This is a genomic window from Eubacterium album, from assembly GCF_025336545.1.
Taxonomy (GTDB): Bacteria; Bacillota; Clostridia; order Lachnospirales; family Lachnospiraceae; genus Eubacterium_U; species Eubacterium_U album.
The window spans coordinates 23,978-45,652 of record NZ_JAODBU010000011.1; the positions used below are offsets into that span (position 1 = coordinate 23,978).

20 protein-coding genes and 1 pseudogene are annotated in these 21,675 nt (G+C 31.6%); 5 read left to right on the top strand and 16 right to left on the bottom strand.

Translation table 11 applies throughout. From position 1 onward, the window contains the following. Positions 1-3: 3 nt before the first annotated feature. Positions 4-204 (bottom strand): hypothetical protein, encoded by a 201-nt coding sequence (locus N5B56_RS10870; protein ID WP_260978931.1) that lies wholly within the window; start codon positions 202-204, stop codon positions 4-6. Between the two features lie 30 nt (positions 205-234). Between N5B56_RS10870 and N5B56_RS10875 the strand changes: the two genes are divergently transcribed. Together N5B56_RS10875 and N5B56_RS10880 are read left to right on the top strand one after the other, a co-directional pair. Beyond that, on the top strand, positions 235-525 hold the full coding sequence (locus tag N5B56_RS10875) for a glutamine amidotransferase-related protein (protein ID WP_428979604.1): 291 nt from the start codon (positions 235-237) through the stop codon (positions 523-525). A gap of 255 nt (positions 526-780) precedes the next feature. Next, positions 781-1,911 (top strand): transposase, encoded by a 1,131-nt coding sequence (locus N5B56_RS10880; protein WP_346432200.1) that lies wholly within the window; start codon positions 781-783, stop codon positions 1,909-1,911. 540 nt (positions 1,912-2,451) lie between these two features. Here N5B56_RS10880 and N5B56_RS10885 read toward each other — a convergent pair. The 13 genes and pseudogenes from N5B56_RS10885 to N5B56_RS10940 form a co-directional block, all read right to left on the bottom strand. Then, complete coding sequence (locus N5B56_RS10885) at positions 2,452-3,999, bottom strand: HlyD family secretion protein (protein ID WP_260978932.1); 1,548 nt, start codon at positions 3,997-3,999, stop codon at positions 2,452-2,454. Then, on the bottom strand, positions 3,999-4,847 hold the full coding sequence (locus tag N5B56_RS13410; RefSeq protein ID WP_313958663.1) for an ABC transporter ATP-binding protein: 849 nt from the start codon (positions 4,845-4,847) through the stop codon (positions 3,999-4,001). The genes N5B56_RS10885 and N5B56_RS13410 overlap by 1 nt, the downstream gene beginning before the upstream one ends. Before the next feature lie 39 nt (positions 4,848-4,886). After that, a pseudogene (locus tag N5B56_RS13415) lies at positions 4,887-6,203 on the bottom strand (peptidase domain-containing ABC transporter); the annotation flags it as partial. Between the two features lie 109 nt (positions 6,204-6,312). Then, on the bottom strand, positions 6,313-6,939 hold the full coding sequence (locus N5B56_RS10895) for a DUF3267 domain-containing protein (protein WP_260978933.1): 627 nt from the start codon (positions 6,937-6,939) through the stop codon (positions 6,313-6,315). 257 nt (positions 6,940-7,196) lie between these two features. Next, a complete protein-coding gene (locus N5B56_RS10900; protein WP_260978934.1) occupies positions 7,197-8,471 on the bottom strand; it encodes a sensor histidine kinase in 1,275 nt (424 codons plus the stop codon). A 235-nt stretch (positions 8,472-8,706) separates the two neighbouring features. Next, entirely contained in the window at positions 8,707-9,258 is a 552-nt protein-coding gene (locus tag N5B56_RS10905; protein WP_260978935.1) for a transcription repressor NadR, read from the bottom strand. 114 nt (positions 9,259-9,372) lie between these two features. Continuing rightward, a complete protein-coding gene (nadC, locus tag N5B56_RS10910) occupies positions 9,373-10,227 on the bottom strand; it encodes a carboxylating nicotinate-nucleotide diphosphorylase (protein ID WP_260978936.1) in 855 nt (284 codons plus the stop codon). Positions 10,228-10,296: 69 nt separating this feature from the next. Further along, entirely contained in the window at positions 10,297-11,595 is a 1,299-nt protein-coding gene (locus tag N5B56_RS10915; protein ID WP_117908371.1) for an L-aspartate oxidase, read from the bottom strand. Positions 11,596-11,690: 95 nt separating this feature from the next. After that, on the bottom strand, positions 11,691-12,599 hold the full coding sequence (gene nadA, locus N5B56_RS10920; protein WP_346432201.1) for a quinolinate synthase NadA: 909 nt from the start codon (positions 12,597-12,599) through the stop codon (positions 11,691-11,693). Between the two features lie 24 nt (positions 12,600-12,623). Then, a complete protein-coding gene (locus N5B56_RS10925; protein WP_260978937.1) occupies positions 12,624-12,752 on the bottom strand; it encodes a hypothetical protein in 129 nt (42 codons plus the stop codon). A gap of 79 nt (positions 12,753-12,831) precedes the next feature. Then, positions 12,832-14,715 (bottom strand): fructose-1,6-bisphosphatase, encoded by a 1,884-nt coding sequence (locus N5B56_RS10930; RefSeq protein ID WP_178514925.1) that lies wholly within the window; start codon positions 14,713-14,715, stop codon positions 12,832-12,834. A gap of 105 nt (positions 14,716-14,820) precedes the next feature. Continuing rightward, positions 14,821-16,269 carry an aminoacyl-histidine dipeptidase gene (locus tag N5B56_RS10935; protein ID WP_260978938.1) on the bottom strand — a complete coding sequence of 483 codons (1,449 nt, stop codon included), beginning with the start codon at positions 16,267-16,269 and terminating at the stop codon, positions 14,821-14,823. A gap of 36 nt (positions 16,270-16,305) precedes the next feature. Continuing rightward, positions 16,306-17,172, bottom strand: coding sequence for a zinc ribbon domain-containing protein (locus N5B56_RS10940; protein ID WP_260978939.1), 867 nt, complete (start codon positions 17,170-17,172; stop codon positions 16,306-16,308). 143 nt (positions 17,173-17,315) lie between these two features. Between N5B56_RS10940 and N5B56_RS10945 the strand changes: the two genes are divergently transcribed. The 3 genes from N5B56_RS10945 to N5B56_RS10955 all read left to right on the top strand — a co-directional run bounded on the left by N5B56_RS10945 (position 17,316) and on the right by N5B56_RS10955 (position 20,871). Further along, positions 17,316-18,401 carry a DUF975 family protein gene (locus N5B56_RS10945; RefSeq protein ID WP_260978940.1) on the top strand — a complete coding sequence of 362 codons (1,086 nt, stop codon included), beginning with the start codon at positions 17,316-17,318 and terminating at the stop codon, positions 18,399-18,401. Positions 18,402-18,671: 270 nt separating this feature from the next. Continuing rightward, positions 18,672-19,397 carry a glycosyltransferase family 2 protein gene (locus N5B56_RS10950; RefSeq protein ID WP_260978941.1) on the top strand — a complete coding sequence of 242 codons (726 nt, stop codon included), beginning with the start codon at positions 18,672-18,674 and terminating at the stop codon, positions 19,395-19,397. 10 nt (positions 19,398-19,407) lie between these two features. Continuing rightward, on the top strand, positions 19,408-20,871 hold the full coding sequence (locus N5B56_RS10955) for a hypothetical protein (protein WP_487318532.1): 1,464 nt from the start codon (positions 19,408-19,410) through the stop codon (positions 20,869-20,871). A 21-nt stretch (positions 20,872-20,892) separates the two neighbouring features. Here N5B56_RS10955 and N5B56_RS10960 read toward each other — a convergent pair whose 3' ends face one another. Next, positions 20,893-21,387, bottom strand: coding sequence for a CarD family transcriptional regulator (locus N5B56_RS10960; RefSeq protein WP_022088856.1), 495 nt, complete (start codon positions 21,385-21,387; stop codon positions 20,893-20,895). 128 nt (positions 21,388-21,515) lie between these two features. Further along, positions 21,516-21,671, bottom strand: coding sequence for a hypothetical protein (locus N5B56_RS10965; protein WP_158562616.1), 156 nt, complete (start codon positions 21,669-21,671; stop codon positions 21,516-21,518). Positions 21,672-21,675: the final 4 nt, after the last annotated feature.

The following is a 21,675-nucleotide window of genomic DNA, read 5'->3' on the forward strand; positions in this document are numbered from 1 at the left end:
TTTTTACATATAATACCAAGTCAAAAATATTTTGTGTTTAACTGTGAATTCTTCCGGATATTTATTCTTTAACATAGCCATATGTTCTCTGTCAAACTGTGCAATCTTATTTACATCCATAGATGCCATAACGCCTCTGCTAGCCATCATTCTTCCATGCCATGTTTCTCTTGTAAATGGCAAATCAACAACTATAGTATCCATCTTAGGCTTATCAAAATAATGTGTAGTTAAATCTTTTATAGGACCAAAAATAGTTTAGCATATAAATTATACAAGGAAGAATTAATCCACGAACGTCATCGTTATGAAGTTAACAACGATTACAGAAAAGATTTGACAAATAACGGAATGATGCTTTCCGGTATTTCCCCTGACGGAAGAATTATTGAAATGGTAGAAATCCCATCTCATCCATTCTTCATTGACACTCAGGCACATCCGGAATTTAAGAGTCGTCCTAACAGACCTCATCCATTATTCCTTGGATTTGTTAATGCATCACTCGATAATCAAAATAAATAATATAAAATGAAAACAGGGGCTGTAATAAAGTTCCTTAAGAGGGGGCTGTCGCACTAAGTAATTAGTGTTCAGCTCCTTTTTAGTGCAAAATTTTTCAAAAAATAACTGTTAGGCCTCGAAAGAATCTGACAGTTGATGTAAAATTAACGTATGACCAAACACATTAACTTACAGAAAAATTATAGTCTAAATCAGAGCAGATATCAATTAAAACTTCCGCTAAATATCGAAACAATTATTCCGGAGAATGATTCCGTGCGTTTACTAAGTCAGTTTGTGGAGGCTATGGATTTAACTGACCTATATTCTACTTATGAAAGAATAAATTCAGTATCGCCAAGAACTCTTCTGAAAATTGTTCTTTACTCATACATGAATGGAGATTATTCTTCACGTTCCATGGAATTAAACTGTAAACGAGACATCAATTTTATGTTTCTTCTGGAAGGAGCACAGGCTCCTGACCATGCAACATTTGCACGATTTAGAAGTATTCATTTTGCTCCCTGTTCTAAGCGAATTCTTGCAGAAATGTCTAATACACTTTTTGATCTTGGGGAAATTTCAGGGGAGACCATTTTTATTGATGGCACAAAAATTGAAGACAGTGCAAATAAGTATACTTTTGTCTGGAAGAAGGCGGTAACAAAGAATCAGGCTAAACTTCTTATAAAGCTTGCCGATTTTGTGGCTGAATGTGAACAACTGTATGATTTAAAGGTTGTTTATGGTGACAAATTGAAGATAAAGCATGTAAGGAAGCTACGCAAAAAGCTTTATGCCCTCAAACAATGTGAAAATGTGCATTTTGTTCATGGAATTGGTAAAAGAAAAACACCACTTCAAAAGAGCATTGAAACTCTTGAGGGATATTTATCCAAACTCAAAGAATACAATCAAAAAATTCATATCTGTGGAAAACGGAACAGCTATTCCAAAACAGACCCTGATGCAACGTTTATGCGAATGAAGGAAGATGCCATGGGGAACGGACAGTTAAAACCGGCATACAATCTACAGCATGGTGTGGACTCTGAATATATCATATGGCTTACTCTTGGACCACAGCCAACTGATACAACAACCCTGATACCATTTTTAAAAGATGCAGAAGCTCATCTAAAATTCAAGTATCGAAATATAACTGCTGATTCCGGATATGAAAGTGAAGAAAATTATCTGTTTCTTGAAAAGAACGGGCAGCTTTCATATATAAAACCCGCTAATTACGAAATCTCAAAGACAAGAAAATACAAAACTGACATTGGAAAAATTGAAAACATGGAGTACGATAAGGAATCTGATATTTATACATGTAAAAATGGCAAAAAGCTTACTGTAGATTATATTCATCATACCAAAAGTAAAACAGGATATGCAGTTTAGAAGATATTTAAGCAAAGGAACAACAAATGTTTAGGCAGAAAGTCCATTGCTGGCAATGGCTAGAAACATAAATAAACTGCATAACAAGATTCAAAAAGAAAAAACAGGAACTCATTTATTTCCAATTAAAAGTGCCTAATTTTTAAACTTTTAAAATATTTTTTCAAAGCCATTAATGATGGCTTATTAAAGTACGCAATTTTTTTCGAAATGACATAATAGTTTAAATTTAAATATAAAAATAAACTCAAAAGTACATAAATGAAGCTGCCGTTTCACAAATTTTCATTCGTTAAAGCGACAGCCCCTTAGAACGGCAAGCATGAGTGAGCCGTTCTAAGGGATAGTTTAAGGTTAATAACGGAACTACTGCATATTGACAAATAAAAAGCGCGGGATATACATATTTTTTCAATATGCAATATCCTGCGCTTTTTATTTGTACTAAGTAAATCAAATTATATAATTGTGCAATGTGAATAATTGTCATTATCACTATATACTTTAATTTTTTTCAATTAATATATAATGCAATTCCACTTAACCATATATATTCAGTTTTTCAAGTACATATGTCATAACAGACTTTGATCCTATTACAACTTTTCCACTGCATGCCATTCCGTTCTTTAGGCTGACACTTTCTCCAGCTTTATCCTTGAGTTCCGTTTTGTCACATTTTACTTTAACAACGTAATAAGCATTTCCGGTGGTTTCATCTACACTAATATCCCTTGATATGCTCTCCACGCTACCTGTAAAATATCCGTACTCATTTGACGGATATGCTGCTATTTCAAACTTAACCTCCATGCCTTCTTTTATTCTTCCAATATCCGAGTTAAGTACATAAACTTCCGCATAGAATTCCGATTCCTTCTCAGGATATATACTGCCTATTGTTTTTCCGGCATCTATATATGTTCCGTTTTTAACATTACTGTTACTGTAATAATACCCTGATGTTAAAGCCGAAATGCTACAATTATCGTTCTGAATATTATAACTTTTCAGATAGTTTTCGCACTCTGCTTTTTTATCTTCATAGGTAAGCTTTTCCGCAGCTATATTACCTTTTTCAGTAAGAACAGCTATGTTATCCTCTGTTTTTTGCGCGCCAGAACTGTCCCGCTGGATTTTAGCCGACGAAAGGCTTGTCTCAAGCGAAATCAGATTATTATTATATCCTTCTATCATCTGCTCAATACTTGCTATCTGATTCTGTTCAAGATTAACAAGTGACTGTTTCCTTTCGGATTCTGTTGCTTCTTTTGCGTTTTTTGTTTCGCTTTTTTCTTTTTTTAATGTAGCAGCCTCTTCTCCTGAAGCCTTTTTAATCTGACTGTCAAGTTTGTTAATCTGATTCTCATATTCGTTTATTTTATTGTCGTACTGCAGTTTATTGTAGTTATATGAAGAAAGATAACTGCTTACTATACTGTTATAATAATTATCTGCATCCGAAAATTTGTTGTTTCTGTTTACAATACAATCTTTTACCTGGTTAAGCTTATTAATTTTATCCTCGTATTGATTAATTGCTGACTGTATTGAGTCAACATTTTCAACATAAGCATCCTGCATTTCAGTATTTTTAACTGTCCCCTGCTCTATGCCTGCATAAAGAAGTTCATATCTGTTTACAAACTCATCATAATACTTGTTTTTCGCGTATTTATCCGAAATTTTTTCACCTTTATCAAGAGCTACTTCGTATGCCGTAAGCATTTCCAACCTTGCATTTGCGTTTTCCAACTCTTTATTGTAGGAGAGTATTGTATCGCCAAGCGAATCAACCTTTACAATATAAAGTATATCCCCCTCATTTACATAATCCCCGTTTTGCACTTTGCAGTCGGAAACCTGACCGCTTATGCCACTACTTACATCATATATTCGGTTGGTTCCCTTAAAGATTCCGTTTCCGGTAACAACATCATCCAGTTTAAAAATTGATGCCCAGATAACCGCTCCCAGAATACACGCAAGTATTGCATAGATTGTATACATTATAAAAGGGCTTGGCTTTGATTCGTAAACTTCAACACTGTCGCTCAAATCTCTCATTTCCACAATGATTGGTTTCATCAGATTGCCTCCTCCTTTATTTCAAGTGTCTGCTGACTTACAAGATCTGCATATTTACCACCAAGTTCTGTCAGTTCTTTATGATTACCGCTTTCGATGATTTTCCCTTTTTCCATAACATATATCTTGTCACAGTTCTTTATTGTACTCAGTCTGTGTGCAATAAATATTACTGTCTTATCCTTTGAAAACTCATTGATTGTCTTATCAAGGGCTCGTTCAGTTATTGCATCAAGATTGCTGGTTGCTTCATCGAGTATAAGGATGTCAGGTTTTTTAAGCATAGCTCTTGCTATTGCAAGTCTCTGCCTCTGTCCTCCGGAAAGATTAGCTCCGTTTTCATCAAGAAACGTTTCGTATCTAAGTGGCAATTCATTAATAAATTCATGCGCCTGTGCCATTTTACTTGCTTCTATAATGTCATCCATTGTGGCATTATCAAGACCTAATGTTAAATTTTCAAATATCGTCCCGCTAAAAAGGAATGTTTCCTGAGGGATATATGCAATCCTATCCCTAAGTTTTTCAATCTGAATATCTTCAATATTATTCCCATTGATAAGAATATCTCCCTCTTCAGGCGTGTACATGTGAAGCAACAGTTTTGACAACGTAGTCTTTCCAGAGCCACTCTCTCCGACAAATGCAACCTTTTGTCCTTTTTCTATTTTCAGATTAATATCCTCGAGAACAAGTTTTCTTGTTCCATATCTGAATTTCAAATTCTTTATTTCTATATCTCCTGAAAGACTCTCAGGGGACATTTTTCTGCTTTCTTTTTCTGTCTTCTCCGCTTCTAGCTCAAGTATTTCTCCGAGTCTGTCTGCTGCTACAACTGCTGTCTGCATCTGCGGCTGAAGGTTTATAAGATTTTTTACTGGATCTAAAAAATATACCAATAAAGAATTAAATGTAATAAGGGCACCTACGGTCATCTCACCGTTTATAACACTGATACCTCCAATCCATAGAATAATAACTCCTCCTACAAGTTCTACAAACGTCTTAAGAGATGTCTGGATGTTTTCTGCGAAAACAAGATTAAATATACTTCTCAAAAGTCTTACAAACTTCCGCTCTGTTTCAAATTCTGCTTTTCTCTCAGCATTATATGATTTTACTGTCTGAATACCATTAAGGGACTCAACCATATAAGAAGTAAGTTGTGCATTTGCTTACATCTGCTTTCGATTAAGTCTCTCATACCATTTGTTAAATGATATAACAATAATAAAATAAAGTCCAACCACAACAACTGAGATTCCAAACATCTTTGCATTCTGAATATATAAAATAATCGCTCCTGCAATTGCCATTATAGTGTCAATCATAATTGTAAGAGTTGCACCTGATATTGCATCTCTTACTTTTCCTGCATCCTGGAACCTTGATATTATTTCTCCTACTCTTCTTGTACCAAAGAAATTCATTGGGAGTTCCAACACATGTCTATAGTATCCAAGCAAAAGAACTATATCTAATTTTTGGCTCAAATATAGAAGCATCTGAGACCTAAATGCATTAAGGATAACTCTAAAAAGATTGAGAACAATAACACCAATTGATAGCGTCATAAGTGTCTGTGCCAAACTATTTGGCAGCACCGTATCAATCAACTCCTGAAAATAGAAGGCACTTAATATTCCTAGTACAGTATAAATAAAAGAAGCTAAAAAAATGTGCAACAATAATCTTTTTTGTGGTATAAGCAATTTAAAAAAGCTCAAAAGTACATTACTCTTTGTAAATGTTTTATCAAGTTTATGATCTTTAACAAAAAGTATACACACACCTGTCCACTTATACTTATTGCCCGTTTCAGATTTTCCAATAAACTCATCAATTCTTATCTTCATTACCCCTTCTGCAGGGTCCGCAATAATTATATGTTTTTTTGTAATCTTATATATTACAACATAATGTAATAAACTATCATTAACTATAACATGTGCTATGCACGGCAAACTAATCTTTTCTCTTAATATATCATTATTTATTTCTTTGGTTTTCACACCTTTAACTTTAAATCCTAAAGTATTTAAAGCTTGAATCATTCCGTAGACATTTGTTCCACGTTTATCAGTTCCTGCGATTTCTCTTATTTTAGAAATACTTATATTATACCCCTGTTGTCTACAAATTGTTGCGATACACGCCGCACCACAATCTGTATTATCATGTTGCTTTACACAATTGTATTTCATCTTATCTTCCCTTTGTAATTATTTATAGATTAATAGATATGGTATAAATTTCTCAAATTATATCAAATAATAATCTTTCTACTTCAACCAGGCATTTACAATTTCCTAACTATTGGAATCTCTTCCAATACGAGTGTAATCCATAATTAACAATTCTAATGTGAGACGGCGTTTTAAACACAGAATAATAAATATTATAGATGTCTGTTGAAGAAAACATAATCATATACCAGGACATAAACAGCATTGCTAAATTTATATTTGTATTTATTATGCCCGCCAAAATATACCATGCTACGAACAATCCTATCCCTTGAAAAAAAACAGGAGCAATATTAATAACTATGAATCTTTTTTTTGATATTTCTGCATTACAATAAATCAGGAAAAAACCTTTTTTCATATTTGTATATATATATTTTCTTGATGTTCTTGGGTAAAAAACAGCATGTATATATTCATGTAATATTCTCATAAAATTCACTACTATAATCCAAGTTAAAACAGTCACTACAGTCCACACATCCAATTTATATGTAGTATCTATTGTCATTATTTTTTGTATTGATAACACAATAATAAATAATATTACTGGCAATGTAATTATCAATCCTCTCGAAAAAGCTTCATTCAGATTCTCACCCTCTTCAAATTGAGTCCAACCAACTGGGTCTTTTCCCTTATTTTTCAACTGATTTTCATCAACATATTTACCTTCATAAGAAATATTAAACAACTGTTTTCTCCCCTCTAAATCTTTTTTGCTCTATTTTTAATCTACTTTCCTGCGGCGAATTAGGTTTTCCCTTTTTTACATCTTTTGTCTCCATATAATTTCATCATCAACTATTGCTATTTGCATTTTTCACCTCATAATTTAACCGGTTTATTTTTATTACATTTAAATAGTCTTATTTAAAGTGTACTATAAAATACTTGAACTGAACTTATCTTTATATTTTGTATGATTAAATATTTATATCAAAGTCATATCTATCTGTTATACATCAAAATATTAACAATGAACTTATTTTCCGCCCGGATATTCATGCTTCCGGAATATTTCTCCACGCTTCTTTTTACATTTATAAGTCCGTATCCATGATAGTCAGTATTCTTTTTATTTGATATATATTTACCATTTTTCATTTTAATATTGCCATCATAATCATTTTCTACTGCTATGACTATTTTATTGTCTTTGTAACCGCACTTTACTTCAAGACTTTTATTTTCACTTTTTGAAGCTGCTTCTATTGCATTTGACAAAACATTTGAAAATATTGTGCATAAATCAAAAGCTTCTATCTTGCAATTTTTAGGAATTTGTCCTTTCACACACATTGAAACATTCTTTTTTGGGGCTTCACTATAATACCTGTTTAATATGGCATCTACTATTCCGTTATTAACAGTGAGCACATTACCGAAATTTTCAATTTGTCCACATATGCTTTCTATATATTTGCCAACTTCATCATATTTTTCTTTACGCAATCCTTCTGCAATAACATTCAGATGACTTCGTATGTCATGTCTGAACAATTTAGTCTCACGTTCGCGTTCTTCGAGATATTTATAATGATTTTTCTGTTCTTCAAGAAATTTCTGATTGAGTTCATTTCTTTCTTTATAATCACTTCTTGAAACTGCAAGCATCATTACCAACGCTATTTCAATAAACATACCTATTGACATTGCCAAAAACGTCACATACACTAACGCCACGTTATCAACCTGAATCTGAGCGAAAACATATTCTTTAAAAAATACGATGATAAATGTATTTGCAATTGTCAATCCTAAGAAAAATATGTAATAGCCTATGCCTACTTTTTCTATTCTGTTCCGATATTTTTTTCCAATAATAATTGATAAACTCAATAAACAGGCAACTGTTATCAGACTCGACATAAATCTCTCAATTAAGTGGTTACCTATTTTTTTATAATCCATTAGTACTTCTATTATTACCCTTGTCATTTCGTCCAATAAAGTTATTATAAATACTGACCACAATGTCAATAGCATAAATTTTGGATTCACATTTTCATATATTATTGCCATTTGGACAAATACAAATAAAGTATATAAAATAAGATAGTTCACAACATTAAACTCCGCAACTATTCCCATTGCCACACATACTAAACTAACCGGCAATATTATATTATTAAATTTTCTTTTTTGTCTGAGAAAAAACATATCTGATATAAATATGTACTTCAATACTTCCAGGAAACATAAAATCATATTATAGATTATCATTTTTATGACTTTCCCCCTTACCCCTTTAACCAATACTTCGGTAAATTATACATTATTTTGCATAATATGACAATATTTAATCATTTGTACAACATTTAATATAAGCCTAAAAATTATGACCTCGTTTTTCTTCAAAAAACCTACCTTTATAAACAGTGCCTTTCCCTATACAGTCAAAAAAGAGGATAGTTCATCTATCCTCTCCATACAACACCTATTGTTTAATATTAAATATTTATTCATCTACTCTGCTCCAGAAATCTACAGGCTCATAGTCTCTTAAAGCTACCAAATATCCGCTTTCGTCAAGTTCCTTTTGTATTTCATCTAATGTTTCTTTTGAATCAGCAGATACAGTATGATAATGATATTCTGAAGTTATTTGCATAAGCGGTGTAGACACGCCACTTTCAATTCCTTCAATATATTTTTTTACATCACGGCGTGACTTTATATTCATATCAACTTTTATGACTCCGTATACTTTGTGATACACAAATACGTCATCTATCACTCCTCCTAAATCTACAATGAGATTTAATTCATCAGGAATCTGCTCTGTTGTATGTTTTACTTTAAACACTCTTTTAAATGTTTCTTCGTCATTTAAAATATAACCCTTATGAGTAGAAATAATTTCGTGATTTTTTGCTCTAAGAAGTGCAATATCCTGAACAACAATCTGTCTGCTTACATTAAATTTTTCAGCCAATTCCGTTCCCGATACAGGATTTGTGCTTTCCTGCAATATTTTCAACAGATTTTCCCTTCTCTTTTCTCCGCTCATAATTTCCATCTCTCCTACAAATTTAAATATATGAATGTTTAATGTCCGGCCCTTAAATATATAAATTTAATACATCTCAATATCAAATATATTAAGTTCCATCTCTCCTGTGTCTTATATTCTGTGAAGGTTTTTAAGTGAAATATCCATAATTGGTGCAGAATGTGTTAATGCACCGCTTGAAATATAATCAACACCTAAATCAATTAATTTTGCTATATTTTCCTTAGTAACATTTCCTGAAATTTCAATTTCTGCCTTATAATTTATAACTTCCACTGCTTCTTTCATCTCTTCATGGCTCATATTATCAAGCATGATTATATCTGCTCCTGCATCTACTGCCTCTTTTACCATTTCAAGATTTTCTACTTCAACTTCTATCTTTCTTACAAATGGTGCATATTCCTTTGCTGCCATTATTGCTTCTTTGACACCACCTGCAGCACCTATATGATTATCCTTTAAAAGAACACCATCTGTCAAGTTGTATCTGTGATTATTTCCACCACCAACTCTTACAGCATATTTTTCAAATATTCTGTTGTTCGGGCTTGTCTTTCTTGTATCTAATAATTTTATTTTGCTATCCTTAAGTAATACTGCTATAGAATGTGTGTATGTTGCGATTCCACTCATTCTCTGAAGATAATTAAGTCCTGTTCTTTCACCTACTAACAAAGTTCTGATATCGCCTCTTACCTTTGCCATAAGCTGTCCTTTTTTTACTTCATCCCCGTCCTGAACGTAGAATTCAAATTCTGTATTTTCATCTAAAAGTTCAAATGCTCTTCTGAATACCTGAAGTCCACAAATAACTCCATCTTCCTTGCATACTAAATCTACTTCGCCAGCCTGTGCTGTTGGCATTACAGCATTTGTGGTTACATCTTCGCTTGTCACATCTTCTTTTAATGCGCTTAATACTAATGGATCAACGCTTAATTTCAAAGTAATTGGATCGTACATTTATAATACCTCACTGTTTAATCTTTCACTTTATATCTATCATTTAATCTAATTGTTTAACTTATTTATTTAAACTGCCTGTTGTGCTTCATTATTTAATCTGTCTATTTCATCTAAAACAAGTTTTTTGTACTCTTTTGCAAGGGCATCTCCATCCTGGTATTTTGTTATATCTATGTTTTCAAATTCCTTCTGTTTTGTAGTATTATACTGTTCTCCCATCTGGATTGCTGCTCTTTTCGCAAATACAAGACTTTCTAATAACGAATTACTTGCAAGTCTGTTCTTTCCATGAACCCCATTACATGCAGTTTCTCCTACTGCATAAAGCTGGTCCATTGATGTCTTACTTTCAAGATTTACTTTTATGCCACCCATAAAATAGTGTTGTGCCGGTACTACTGGAATGCAGTCATCAGGCACATTATAGCCATATTCTCTACAATGTTTTACTATATTTGGAAAATGGCTTTCTAACTGTTCTCTGTCAATTGGTTTCATAGACAGCCACACAAAATCAGTTCCGTCTTTCTTCATTTGTTTTCTTATTTCTCCGGTAACAACGTCTCTTGGTTGCAGTTCATCTGTAAATCTTTTCATTTTTTTATCCAAAAGAACTGCCCCTTCTCCCCTTACTGATTCTGAAATAAGAAAACTTCTGTCTGTCTCATTCTCAGTGTAAAATGTTGTAGGATGAATCTGAACATAATTTGTATTCTTAAGTTCAATTCCGTGTTTCAAAGCGAGTGCAATTGCATCTCCTGTCAAATGTCTGTAATTTGTAGAATATCTGTAAATTCCACCAATTCCACCACTTGCTAATACTGTATAATTAGCCGTTATTGTATCAAGTGTGCCGTCATCTTTCTTTACCACCACACCATAACATACATTATCTTCACATAGAATGTCCACCATTGTCCAATGTTCTTTTATTGTAACATTTGGCAGTTGTTTAACTCTTTCATAAATATGACTTGTAATTTCTTTTCCGGTTACATCTTCATGAAATATTATTCTGTTTCTTGAATGTGCACCCTCTCTTGTATAACTTAATGAGCCATCCTCTTCTCTATGAAAATCTGCTCCAAATTCAACCAAATCTGTTACTATATCCGGTGAAGATTTTATCATTGTTTCTACTGCAGCTGTATCATTTTCAAAATGTCCGGCTCTCATTGTATCATAGAAATAACTGTCATAATCTTCTTCATCTGTCAACATGCACATTCCACCCTGTGCTAAATATGAATCACTATGCTCAACTATATCTTTTGTAATTATTAATATTTCTTTATCTCTTGGAAGATTATATGCACAATAAAGTCCTGAGCATCCACTTCCAACAATTACTATATCTGTTTTCATTTTACTTCACTTTCTATAAAGAGATTTTCTATTCTAAAAAAAATAAATTATATTTAATCTGTATATTTTAATTTCTTATTAACGAATTCTAATCTTTATTTTGCTAATTCAAGCATTCTTGATAATGGATAATTAGCCTTCTGTCTTATCTCTTCATGTAATTCAACCTGATTATCAAATGTTTCTAATACGTTTAACACTTTTTCAAGTGTAATCTTTTTCATATTTGGACAAATCTGTGAATCCTTAACCGGATAGAATTTCTTATCCGGATTTCTTTTCTGAAGTTCATGAAATACTCCGATTTCGGTGGCAATTAAAAATTCTTCATCTTCACACTTTGTTGCATAGTCAATAATTTCAGCTGTACTTCCTATAAAGTCTGAAACAGCTAATACATCTTCTGTACATTCCGGATGTGTTAAGACTTTAACTCCGGGATGTCTTTTCTTTGCGTCTGCAATATGCTGTGTTGTTATTTTTTTATGTACATGACAATATCCATCGTTGAATATAAAGTTCTTGTCCGGTGTCTGTTTTGCTACAAAATGCGCTAAATTGTTATCAGGAACAAAGAATATGTCTTTATTTGGTAATGCCTTTACAACTTTTACTGCATTTGATGAAGTTACACATACATCTGAATATGCTTTTATTTCTGCTGTTGAGTTTACATAACATACAACCGCAACATCAGGATACTTTTCTTTTACATCTAATATATCTTCTACTGTAACCATATGAGCCATAGGACAATCTGCTGATAAGTCCGGCATCATAACTGTTTTCTTAGGATTTAATGTCTTAGCACTTTCTCCCATAAAAAGTACACCACAGAACAAAATATTCTTCTGTGGAACTATTGTTGCAATCTTACTTAATGCAAATGAATCTCCTACATAGTCTGCGATATCCTGCACCTGTCCATCTACATAGTAATGTGCTACTATTGCAACATCTTTCTCCTGCTTTAACTGTTCAATACGTGCTATCATATTTTCCATTTTGCCACCTGAACTGATTCGCCATTATGTTTTATAGAACCAGTATTTTCCTTTCGTGTTTTCATTAGGTGGCATTATATCATCTGTCTTGTCAGTTGTCAAATCAGTTGTTAACTCATATGTCAATTCAGAACAAGTGATGGCTCTTTTCAAGTTGTACTCTTAATTTAATCTAGCTTCAAATCCGACTATATTCTTTAACCTGATTATATTTTAAAGGGCTGTTATACAGTTATACTCTTTCCTTTATTTCACCTTGTCTATAACCCTCGAGTAATTCCTCAAGTTCTTTTATTTGCTTCTTAATATTTTTTCCTATATCACTGTCTCTAACCATAACTCGTTTATCTATAGTCTCTATTCTATCTGCAGTTGATTCAATATCTTTATTTTCTTCAAGTGCCGTTTCAATACTTTCAAATGGCTGATGTGACATAAGTCTCATGCTGTGGGAATTATAAATTAACGTATATCCTGCAATACCTGTAGTATCATGATATGCTTTGCAGAATCCGCCATCAATTATTATAAGTTTGCCATTTGCATGAACCGGCTTTTCTCCTTTTGTTACCCTGATTGGCGTATGGCCGTTAATTATATGAGACATTGGTGAATACATATCAAAATCATGAAGAATCATATTACATGTTTTTTCATCTTTATAAAAATCATAATATGGATTCTTAGGTTCATTCCATGCATTTTTATCATCAATAAAAGTTCTTTCAAATGTCTTTATTCTTCTTCCTGATAGCGGAGATTTTTCACCGCACCACAAATACCACATAAAATCAAGTTCATCCTGATTATTCTTATTAAAATAAGCTTTTCTCGCCATTTTATCAGCATAATCAAGATAATCTTTTCCTTTATAATTCTTGTCATTTAATTTAATAACAGCAAAATTTCCATCCTCATCCAAAGGAACGCAGCCATGATATAACAAATTATTATTGAAACAACAATACATACTTCCTTTTGCATATAAGAATTCTATATGTTGTTTTAAACGTTTGTTATTAACATACATTCTTCGAAGTTCTTTCACGAGTTGCTTTTCTTCTGATGATAATTCGTACGGATTTTCTCTATCAACTGTTGGAAAATTAACATCATTCATCTCATATGTTTTTCCTTCAATTTCAATAGTTCCATTTTCATAATTTATTTTATGTAAAAGTCTTCTATCATCCATATTATATTCGGGATGTCTTGAAATAATCTGTCCTTCTAATTTAAATAAAATGACTGAAATTGCTTTTAATGCTGCTTTCATAGGTTCCATATCCGGGTATAATCTTTCTGCAAAAAGCGTTAAAGTTCTAAGACTTATTCCATATCCGTTTTCAAGCATTTGCATATTATTATACTGAATATTATTTCTTATTGTCGTGGCAATACACGCATCACTTCCGGCTGTTGCTCCCATCCACAAAATATCATGATTTCCCCACTGTATATCTATTGAATGGTGTTCCATCAGCAAATCAAGAATATCATCAGGATGTTCTCCTCTGTCAAATACATCCCCCACTATATGCAAATGGTCTACCGCAAGACGCTTTATCAGGGTCGATAATGCTTCTATAAATTCCTCTGCATTTTTTATACTAATAATTGTGTCTAATATTTTTTCATGATAAACAATCTGATTATTGTCTTCATCTTCCTGCATATGTAAAAGTTCATCAATAATATATCTATAGTCCTGAGGCATGGCTTTTCTCACTTTAGAACGTGTATACTTTGATGAAAATTTCTTTGCTATATTAATAAGTTTTTTCAAATTATCCCTATACCAACCGTCCGTCAGTTTGTCTTCCTGCCTAAGCAAATTCATTTTTTCTTTCGGATAATAGATTAATGTACATATCTCTTTTCGTTCTTCCTTCGTCATAATGTCACTAAACATTCTGTCTACTTTGTCTCTTACTTCACCTGCACAGTTATTTAACAAATGACAAAAAGCTTCATACTCTCCGTGCAAATCACTCATAAAATGTTCTGTTCCTTTTGGAAGATTTAATATTGCATTTAAATTTATAATTTCTGTACACACAGACTGTATCGTTGGGTATTTTTCTGAAAGTAACTGTAAATATCTTTCTTCGCTCATATCTGTATCTCCAAATCTTTCTCTTCTTATATAAACACAAGAAACTCTCGCTTTGACTTAATTTCAAAAAATTAAATCCTAATGCAAGAGTTTCTCTATTATCATTTATTTAAGTCTCTCTAAAGTTTTTAACAATAATTCCCATGTTCTTTCTGTTGATGCTATAGATAACACTTCTTTTGTCGTATGAATATCATGCATCTGCGGTCCAAATGAAATACAATCAAGTCCTTCTAATTTTGATGAAAAGATTCCACACTCAAGTCCTGCATGAATTCCTTCAACTATAGGTTCTTTACCGTAAATTTCCTTATATACATCTACCATAATATCGCGCACTTTAGAATTTTCAACATATTCCCATGCCGGATATTCTCCGCTTATGCTTATTTCTTCTCCAAGTAAATCCGCTAATGAGCGAATTTTTTCTATTAAATATTTCTTTTCTGAATCTTTTGAACTTCTTACTGAATAAGTAAATATTATGTCATCTTTATTTGTTCTTAACACGCCTAAATTAAGTGATGTCTGAACTAATCCCTCTACATCATGGCTCATTTTCTGTACACCATGTGGCATATTAACTAAAGTCATAATTGCTCTAATTGTAGTTGGAACTGTTGCAACATCAAGTACCTGACTTGGAAGAACATTAGTTGTAAGTCTCATATCAGGGTCTGTATGCTTGTATTCATCCTTTATCTCTTCAAATGTTTCTTCTACTATCTGTTTTACTTTATCAACGTTTTCAGGTAATACGGCAATTGCAGCTTCACTTAATTTGGCAATTGCATTGTCTTTCTCTCCACCATTAATTGAAATAATTCTTATATCCATATTTTGAACAAGATTTAATAATATTCTTCCAAGAGCAACATTTGCATTAGCTCTTCCTAAATGAATTTCTGCCCCTGAATGTCCTCCTGTAAATTGATCAAGCTTTATTTCAAATATCTGTCCGTTTACAGGTTCATGCTGAAATGGAACTTTGCATTCTACTGTTCCACCACCTGCACAACTTACCGTAAATACTCTTTCATCCTCTGAATCAGCATTTAATAAAATCTTTCCTTTTAAAACTGATGTATCAAGTGCTGCTGCACCCAACATTCCAATTTCTTCATCTACTGTAAATACTGCTTCAATTGCCGGATGTTTAATGCTGTCATCATCTAAAATGGCTAAAGCCATTGCCACTGCAATACCATCGTCACCGCCAAGAGATGTTCCTTTTGCACTAATGTAATCTCCATTAACCTCTAAATCTAAGCCTTCTTTTTCCATGTCTTTGTTGCAATCAGCTTCTTTAACCGCAACCATATCCATGTGTCCCTGAATGATTACCGTATCCGCATTTTCATATCCTTCTGATGCATCTTTAAAAATAATAACATTTTTGCTTTCATCCTGAATATACTTTAAATTATGTTCCTTTGCGAAATCTACAAGGTAATTACTTATCTTCTCTACATTCTTTGAACCATGTGGTATCTGTGTTATCTCTTCAAAATATTTAAATACACTTGTCGGTTGTAAATTTTCTAATACTTTCATTTTATGTCATCCTTTCCTGTTGTTAAAATTCTATATCTATTCTGCTCCATCATTAGAATCTGCTGCATTATTATCATTATCCTGTGCCGCTGCCTGTGTTGGTGCTACTGTAGCCGCCTGTGTTGGCGCTACTGTTGTTGGTGCCACTGTAGGAGCCTCTGTTGTTGGCGCCACTGTTGTTGGTGCTGCCGTTGTTGTTTCTTTAGCTTTCTTTGTTTTCTTTTCTGTAGTCTTTTCTTCTGTTGTTGTTTCCTTCTTGTAAGTTGTTACAACTGTTGCTTTTGTTGTGTATTCTTCTGTTGTATATTCTTGTGTTGTTGTCTCCTGAGTGGTATTTTCGGTTTCTTTAGCATCTTTATTTCCACCTGTCAGATTATTTGCAAGAATAATTACAAGAACAACTATAAGTATTGCTGCTACTGCTAATGCTAATGCAATAATACTCATCTTTTTATTCTTATTGCTCTCTCTTAATATTTCTAATTCGTCTTCTTCTATACCATCATCGTCAGTTTCTCCGTAAAACAGGTCTTCTATAACTCCTGCTCTCTCCTTCTGAGCATTTTCCGCTTCATCATCAAACTGAAAATCTGTAGTGTTAAAATTAAAGTCATCAACTTCCTGAGGTTCTATGTCCTCAAATTCCATAGCTTTATTTTCTTCAAAAATCTTTGTATCAGCCATGCCTGATAAATCCTGAGTTTTAGATATATCATCATCTTCTACGTTAAAGATTTTTGTCTTGCCTTCATCCGCATTAATTGCATCCGATAGTTCCTCTGTTTCTGAAAAATCGATATCATCTAAAAAAGTTTTCTTAGCATCTGAATCAACCGGCGTTCCACATATATGGCATGTCTTCTGCCAATCTGCCAATTGAGTTCCACAATGTTTACAATACATATGTACATATCCTCCCTGTGTTTTAAATTAAGCATCCATATATATATACGAAAAAAAATGCTATTTTATTTATTTCTTTTTTGTTTTGTATTATAATAACACAGTAACTAAATTTTATAAATACATTCGCAGGAGATTATTTTATGTGGAACAGAATAGAACTTAAAGCAGCTGCAAAGCAAAGATTTCATTCTAACTATTGGCCATCAGTTGTTGTAGCTGTTATCTTATCAATTACATTGGGAACTTTTTCTTTTGGAAACAGTTTCTCTAACGCAACTTCTGATAATTATTATAGCAGTTCAGATATTAATAATATACTATCTGATTCTTCTATTCCTGACTCATCATATTCAGATATGTCAGCATACATGAAGGATTACATAACTTCCATTTTTCCGGGAGTAAATGTTAGTGCATTACTTCAAGGTCTATCTTTAGTAATATTAATTGTCGTATTACTTTCATTACTTTTAAATGTTTTTGTATTTAATCCTTTGCAGGTTGGGTGCCAGCATTGGTTTATTCGTTCAAGAACTGAAGACAATTATAATATTGGTAGTGTAGGATTTACATTTAAAGAAGGATATGGAAATGTTACAAAAACAATGTTCTTAAAACAGCTTTACACATTTTTCTGGTCATTGTTATTTGTCTTTCCCGGAATCATCAAATCCTATGAATATCGTATGATTCCTTATTTACTTGCTGAGAATCCATATATGAGTACAGATGAAGCATTTGCAAGAAGCCGCTCTATGATGGATGGTGAAAAATGGAATGCCTTCGTTCTTGATTTGTCATTTATAGGTTGGAATATTTTGTCATCATTAACTTTAGGTCTTGTCGGTCTTTTCTATGTGGCACCATATCAGGCATATACTGACATGGAATTGTATGTAGCTTTATGTTCAAAACCTAATAATGGATATAACGGAACAAATTATAATAGTTATAATACCAATAATGGTTATGGTAATAATAATAGTTACAATAACAATAGTTATAATTATGACAACGATTATAGTAATGGTAACTCCGGCTATGGTAGTGGCTATGATGATAATAACTATAGCAATGGCTATGATGATAATAACTATATCAATGGCTATGATAATAAATATGGCAATGGTAACGACAATTCAGGTTATGACAACAACAGTAATTCAAATTATAACAATAGTTCAAATGACTACGATTACAACAACCATGATAATTTAGATGAATAGATTATGCTTATAAAATTTTAATATTTTCAGAATAAAAAAGCATCAAACATTATATTTTCAATTATGTCCATATAAATTATTTATTTAATGGAAGTTATTTAATATATTGTTTGATGCTTTTTTTATTGTATTATTTCACGATATTATATATCTGTATAATATATGGCATTTCATAATATTTTTTCACCTACATCATATTATATATATTTGACTAAAAAATCAATATCCTATATAGTATTATATTATAATGTTTCAATTGGGGAGAAAAAAATGAATTCACTATATATTGTTATGCTGGCTTATAATGAAGAAGCTAATATTGAAGAAGTAATTGCTTCCTGGTATCCGGTTTTATCCGACAAATGTCCTAATTCAAAATTAGTAGTTGCAGATAGTGGCAGTTCTGACAATACTCATCAGATTTTAATAAATCTAACGAAAAAATATGATAAATTAGAAGTCATTTCTAATACAGCTAAAGAGCATGGTCCAAAAGTTATTGCTCTTTATGATTATGCAATAAAAAATAAAATAGATTATGTTTTCCAAACGGATTCTGATGGTCAGACAAATCCTGAAGAATTTCAACACTTTTGGGATTGTCGTAAAGACTATGATGGAATATTTGGAAACAGACCTAAAAGAGGCGATGGTTTTTCAAGATTACTTGTTGAAAAAGTCGTATGTATAATTTTAAAATTATATTTTAACGTAAATATTCCAGATGCAAATGCACCTTTCAGACTTATGAATACAACTGTTTTAGAAAAATATTTATATAAACTTTCACCTACTTATGCTTTACCTAACATTGTAATAAGTATGTATTATTCATATTATAAAGAGAAATGTACATATAAAACTATTACTTTTAAGCCAAGACAAGGTGGTAATAATTCAATAAACCTTCCTAAAATATTTAGTTTTGGAGTTCATTCTTTAAAAGATTTTAAACTTATAAAAAAAGAGATGAATTTAAATAAAAAGGAGATATAACGTGACAACTATGCAGCAACACCCATATATAAAAAAAATTGTTTTTGTTTTATTTTTTACATTCTGTTCTTTCTGTTCTTTTGTATTCTCAATAAATAGTCCCTCACATCCATGGAATTCGTCAAATACTTGTGTCGATTCAACTGTATTTCAAACTATAGCTATGTTAATTAAGAAAGGATATTTTCCATATAAAGATACTTTTGATCATAAAGGTCCTCTTCTTTATATAATTAATTATATTGGTTACTCAGTCAACGCTATCTGGGGAATTTGGTTAATAGAATGCTTTTTTTTAACAGCAACATTATTATTTATGTTTAAAATAAGCAAATTAGTGTGTAATAACCTTTTAGCATTGATTTCCACTTTTTTTGCTTCGATGTTACTTTTTAAATACTATGATTTCGGAAATTTAACTGAAGAATATGCAATGATTTTCATTTCTATTAGCCTTTATATTTTTTTAGATTACTTCTTAAATAATTATTTAACTGATTTTAGACTGATAATTTGTGGTTCGTGTTTTGCATTTGTTTTTTTACTAAGAGTTAATATGGTTGCTTTATGGGTTATTTTTTGTCTATCTATATTTGTTATATGCATTTATCAAAAAAAATATACCGAACTTTTAAAATATATTTCATTGTTTATACTCGGTGCAACAATTGTAACCATTCCAGTATTAATGTGGTTATCATTTAATAATTCTCTTTTGGAATTTTTTAATTGCTATATTTTATTTAATTTAACATATTCAACTTCCTCTAAAATAGGTATTTTAGTCATATTTATGTATGCTGTCTTTTCATTCACTCCTCAAATGATAATTAGTGTATCAACTTGTATTTATCAGTATACAAAGGTGAAATCAAATATATATATAATCTTTGCATTATATTTACTATTTTCCTTACTTACAATAAGTCTTCCCGGAAGAAATTATATGCATTACGGAATGATTAACATTCCTGCTACTATTTTTCCAATTAGCATTTTTATTAATTTAATTTTTAATGAATTCAAAATTTTAAATAATTTATTACATATTATATTAACTATATTTATTATTGTTTTTTTATTTTCGCCACTAAAGCAAACTTCATCAGCTTATTTAACAAGACACGAAAATAAATATCCACAAGGAGTTACTTCTACATGTAATGTAATAGAATCTAACAGTAATGAAAATGATAAGATTTCTGTTTATGGAAATTGGGATATGATTTATCTTTTAACAAACAGATTACCTGCATCGAAATATTCATATCAGTTTCCTATAGGAACTGTATCACCCAAAATCTTTGACAAATATTTTAATGACTTAGAAAAAACTCAACCTGTTCTTATAATTATAGAACCAGAGCGATTTGACAAAAATATAGAAAACTTTTTACAAAAAAATAACTATAATTGTATTGCTGATATTCCTTACAAAAATTCAAAGAATAATATTTTAATATATAAAAAATGACCATCAAATGATGGTCTTTTTTTATAGGTGGTCAGTTATGTACTGTTCCACATTGTCCTTTTCAATATCTAAAGCAATTGAAAATTCTTCATATAGATTTTCTTTTGCTTCTTTTAAATATCTGTCGTCAACATATGTAATTTTCTTTCCCTGTTGAACTCTTTCCTTATTGCGCATATGCAATGTCTTAATAATTCTAATCCATTCAACACAATCACATGACGAAATTGCTTCTTTATATTTAGCCTCTCTAAGTCTTTCATTGTTAATCCACAACGGCTCAATACTTTTAATCTCATTTACAATATCTTCCGCCTGATCTTTCGAAATAACTGATCTCATTGTTACCCTGTTGTTGTCTACAGGATAAAATACTTTACTCTGTTCAGATTTCATTGGTACCAAAACATAATATAACTTATCTTTGTCGGCACCCGATATCTCTAACTTAGTAATGTCATCAATCTTACAAACCCCATTTCTGCCGTGTACAACATATTCTCCTATTTTAAACACTTATCTCACCTCTGACTTTTCTTTTCGGCTATGTATTTATTATACTCCTTTAACCGACAAAATGTCATAGGCATAATAAACAAACTTTAACACGCTAATGTTTGTTCATTATGTTAACTATTTAAACTCTACACTGACTCACCATTGTCAAAATCATCATCTTCTTCACCTTCATCATCTTTTTCTGCTAAATATCTGATGTAAGCCTGTTCTTCTAACTTTTCATCGTCTTCCATTATTCCGTTTTTATTTTTATCAAATTTCTTATCATATGGTCCAAACATACAA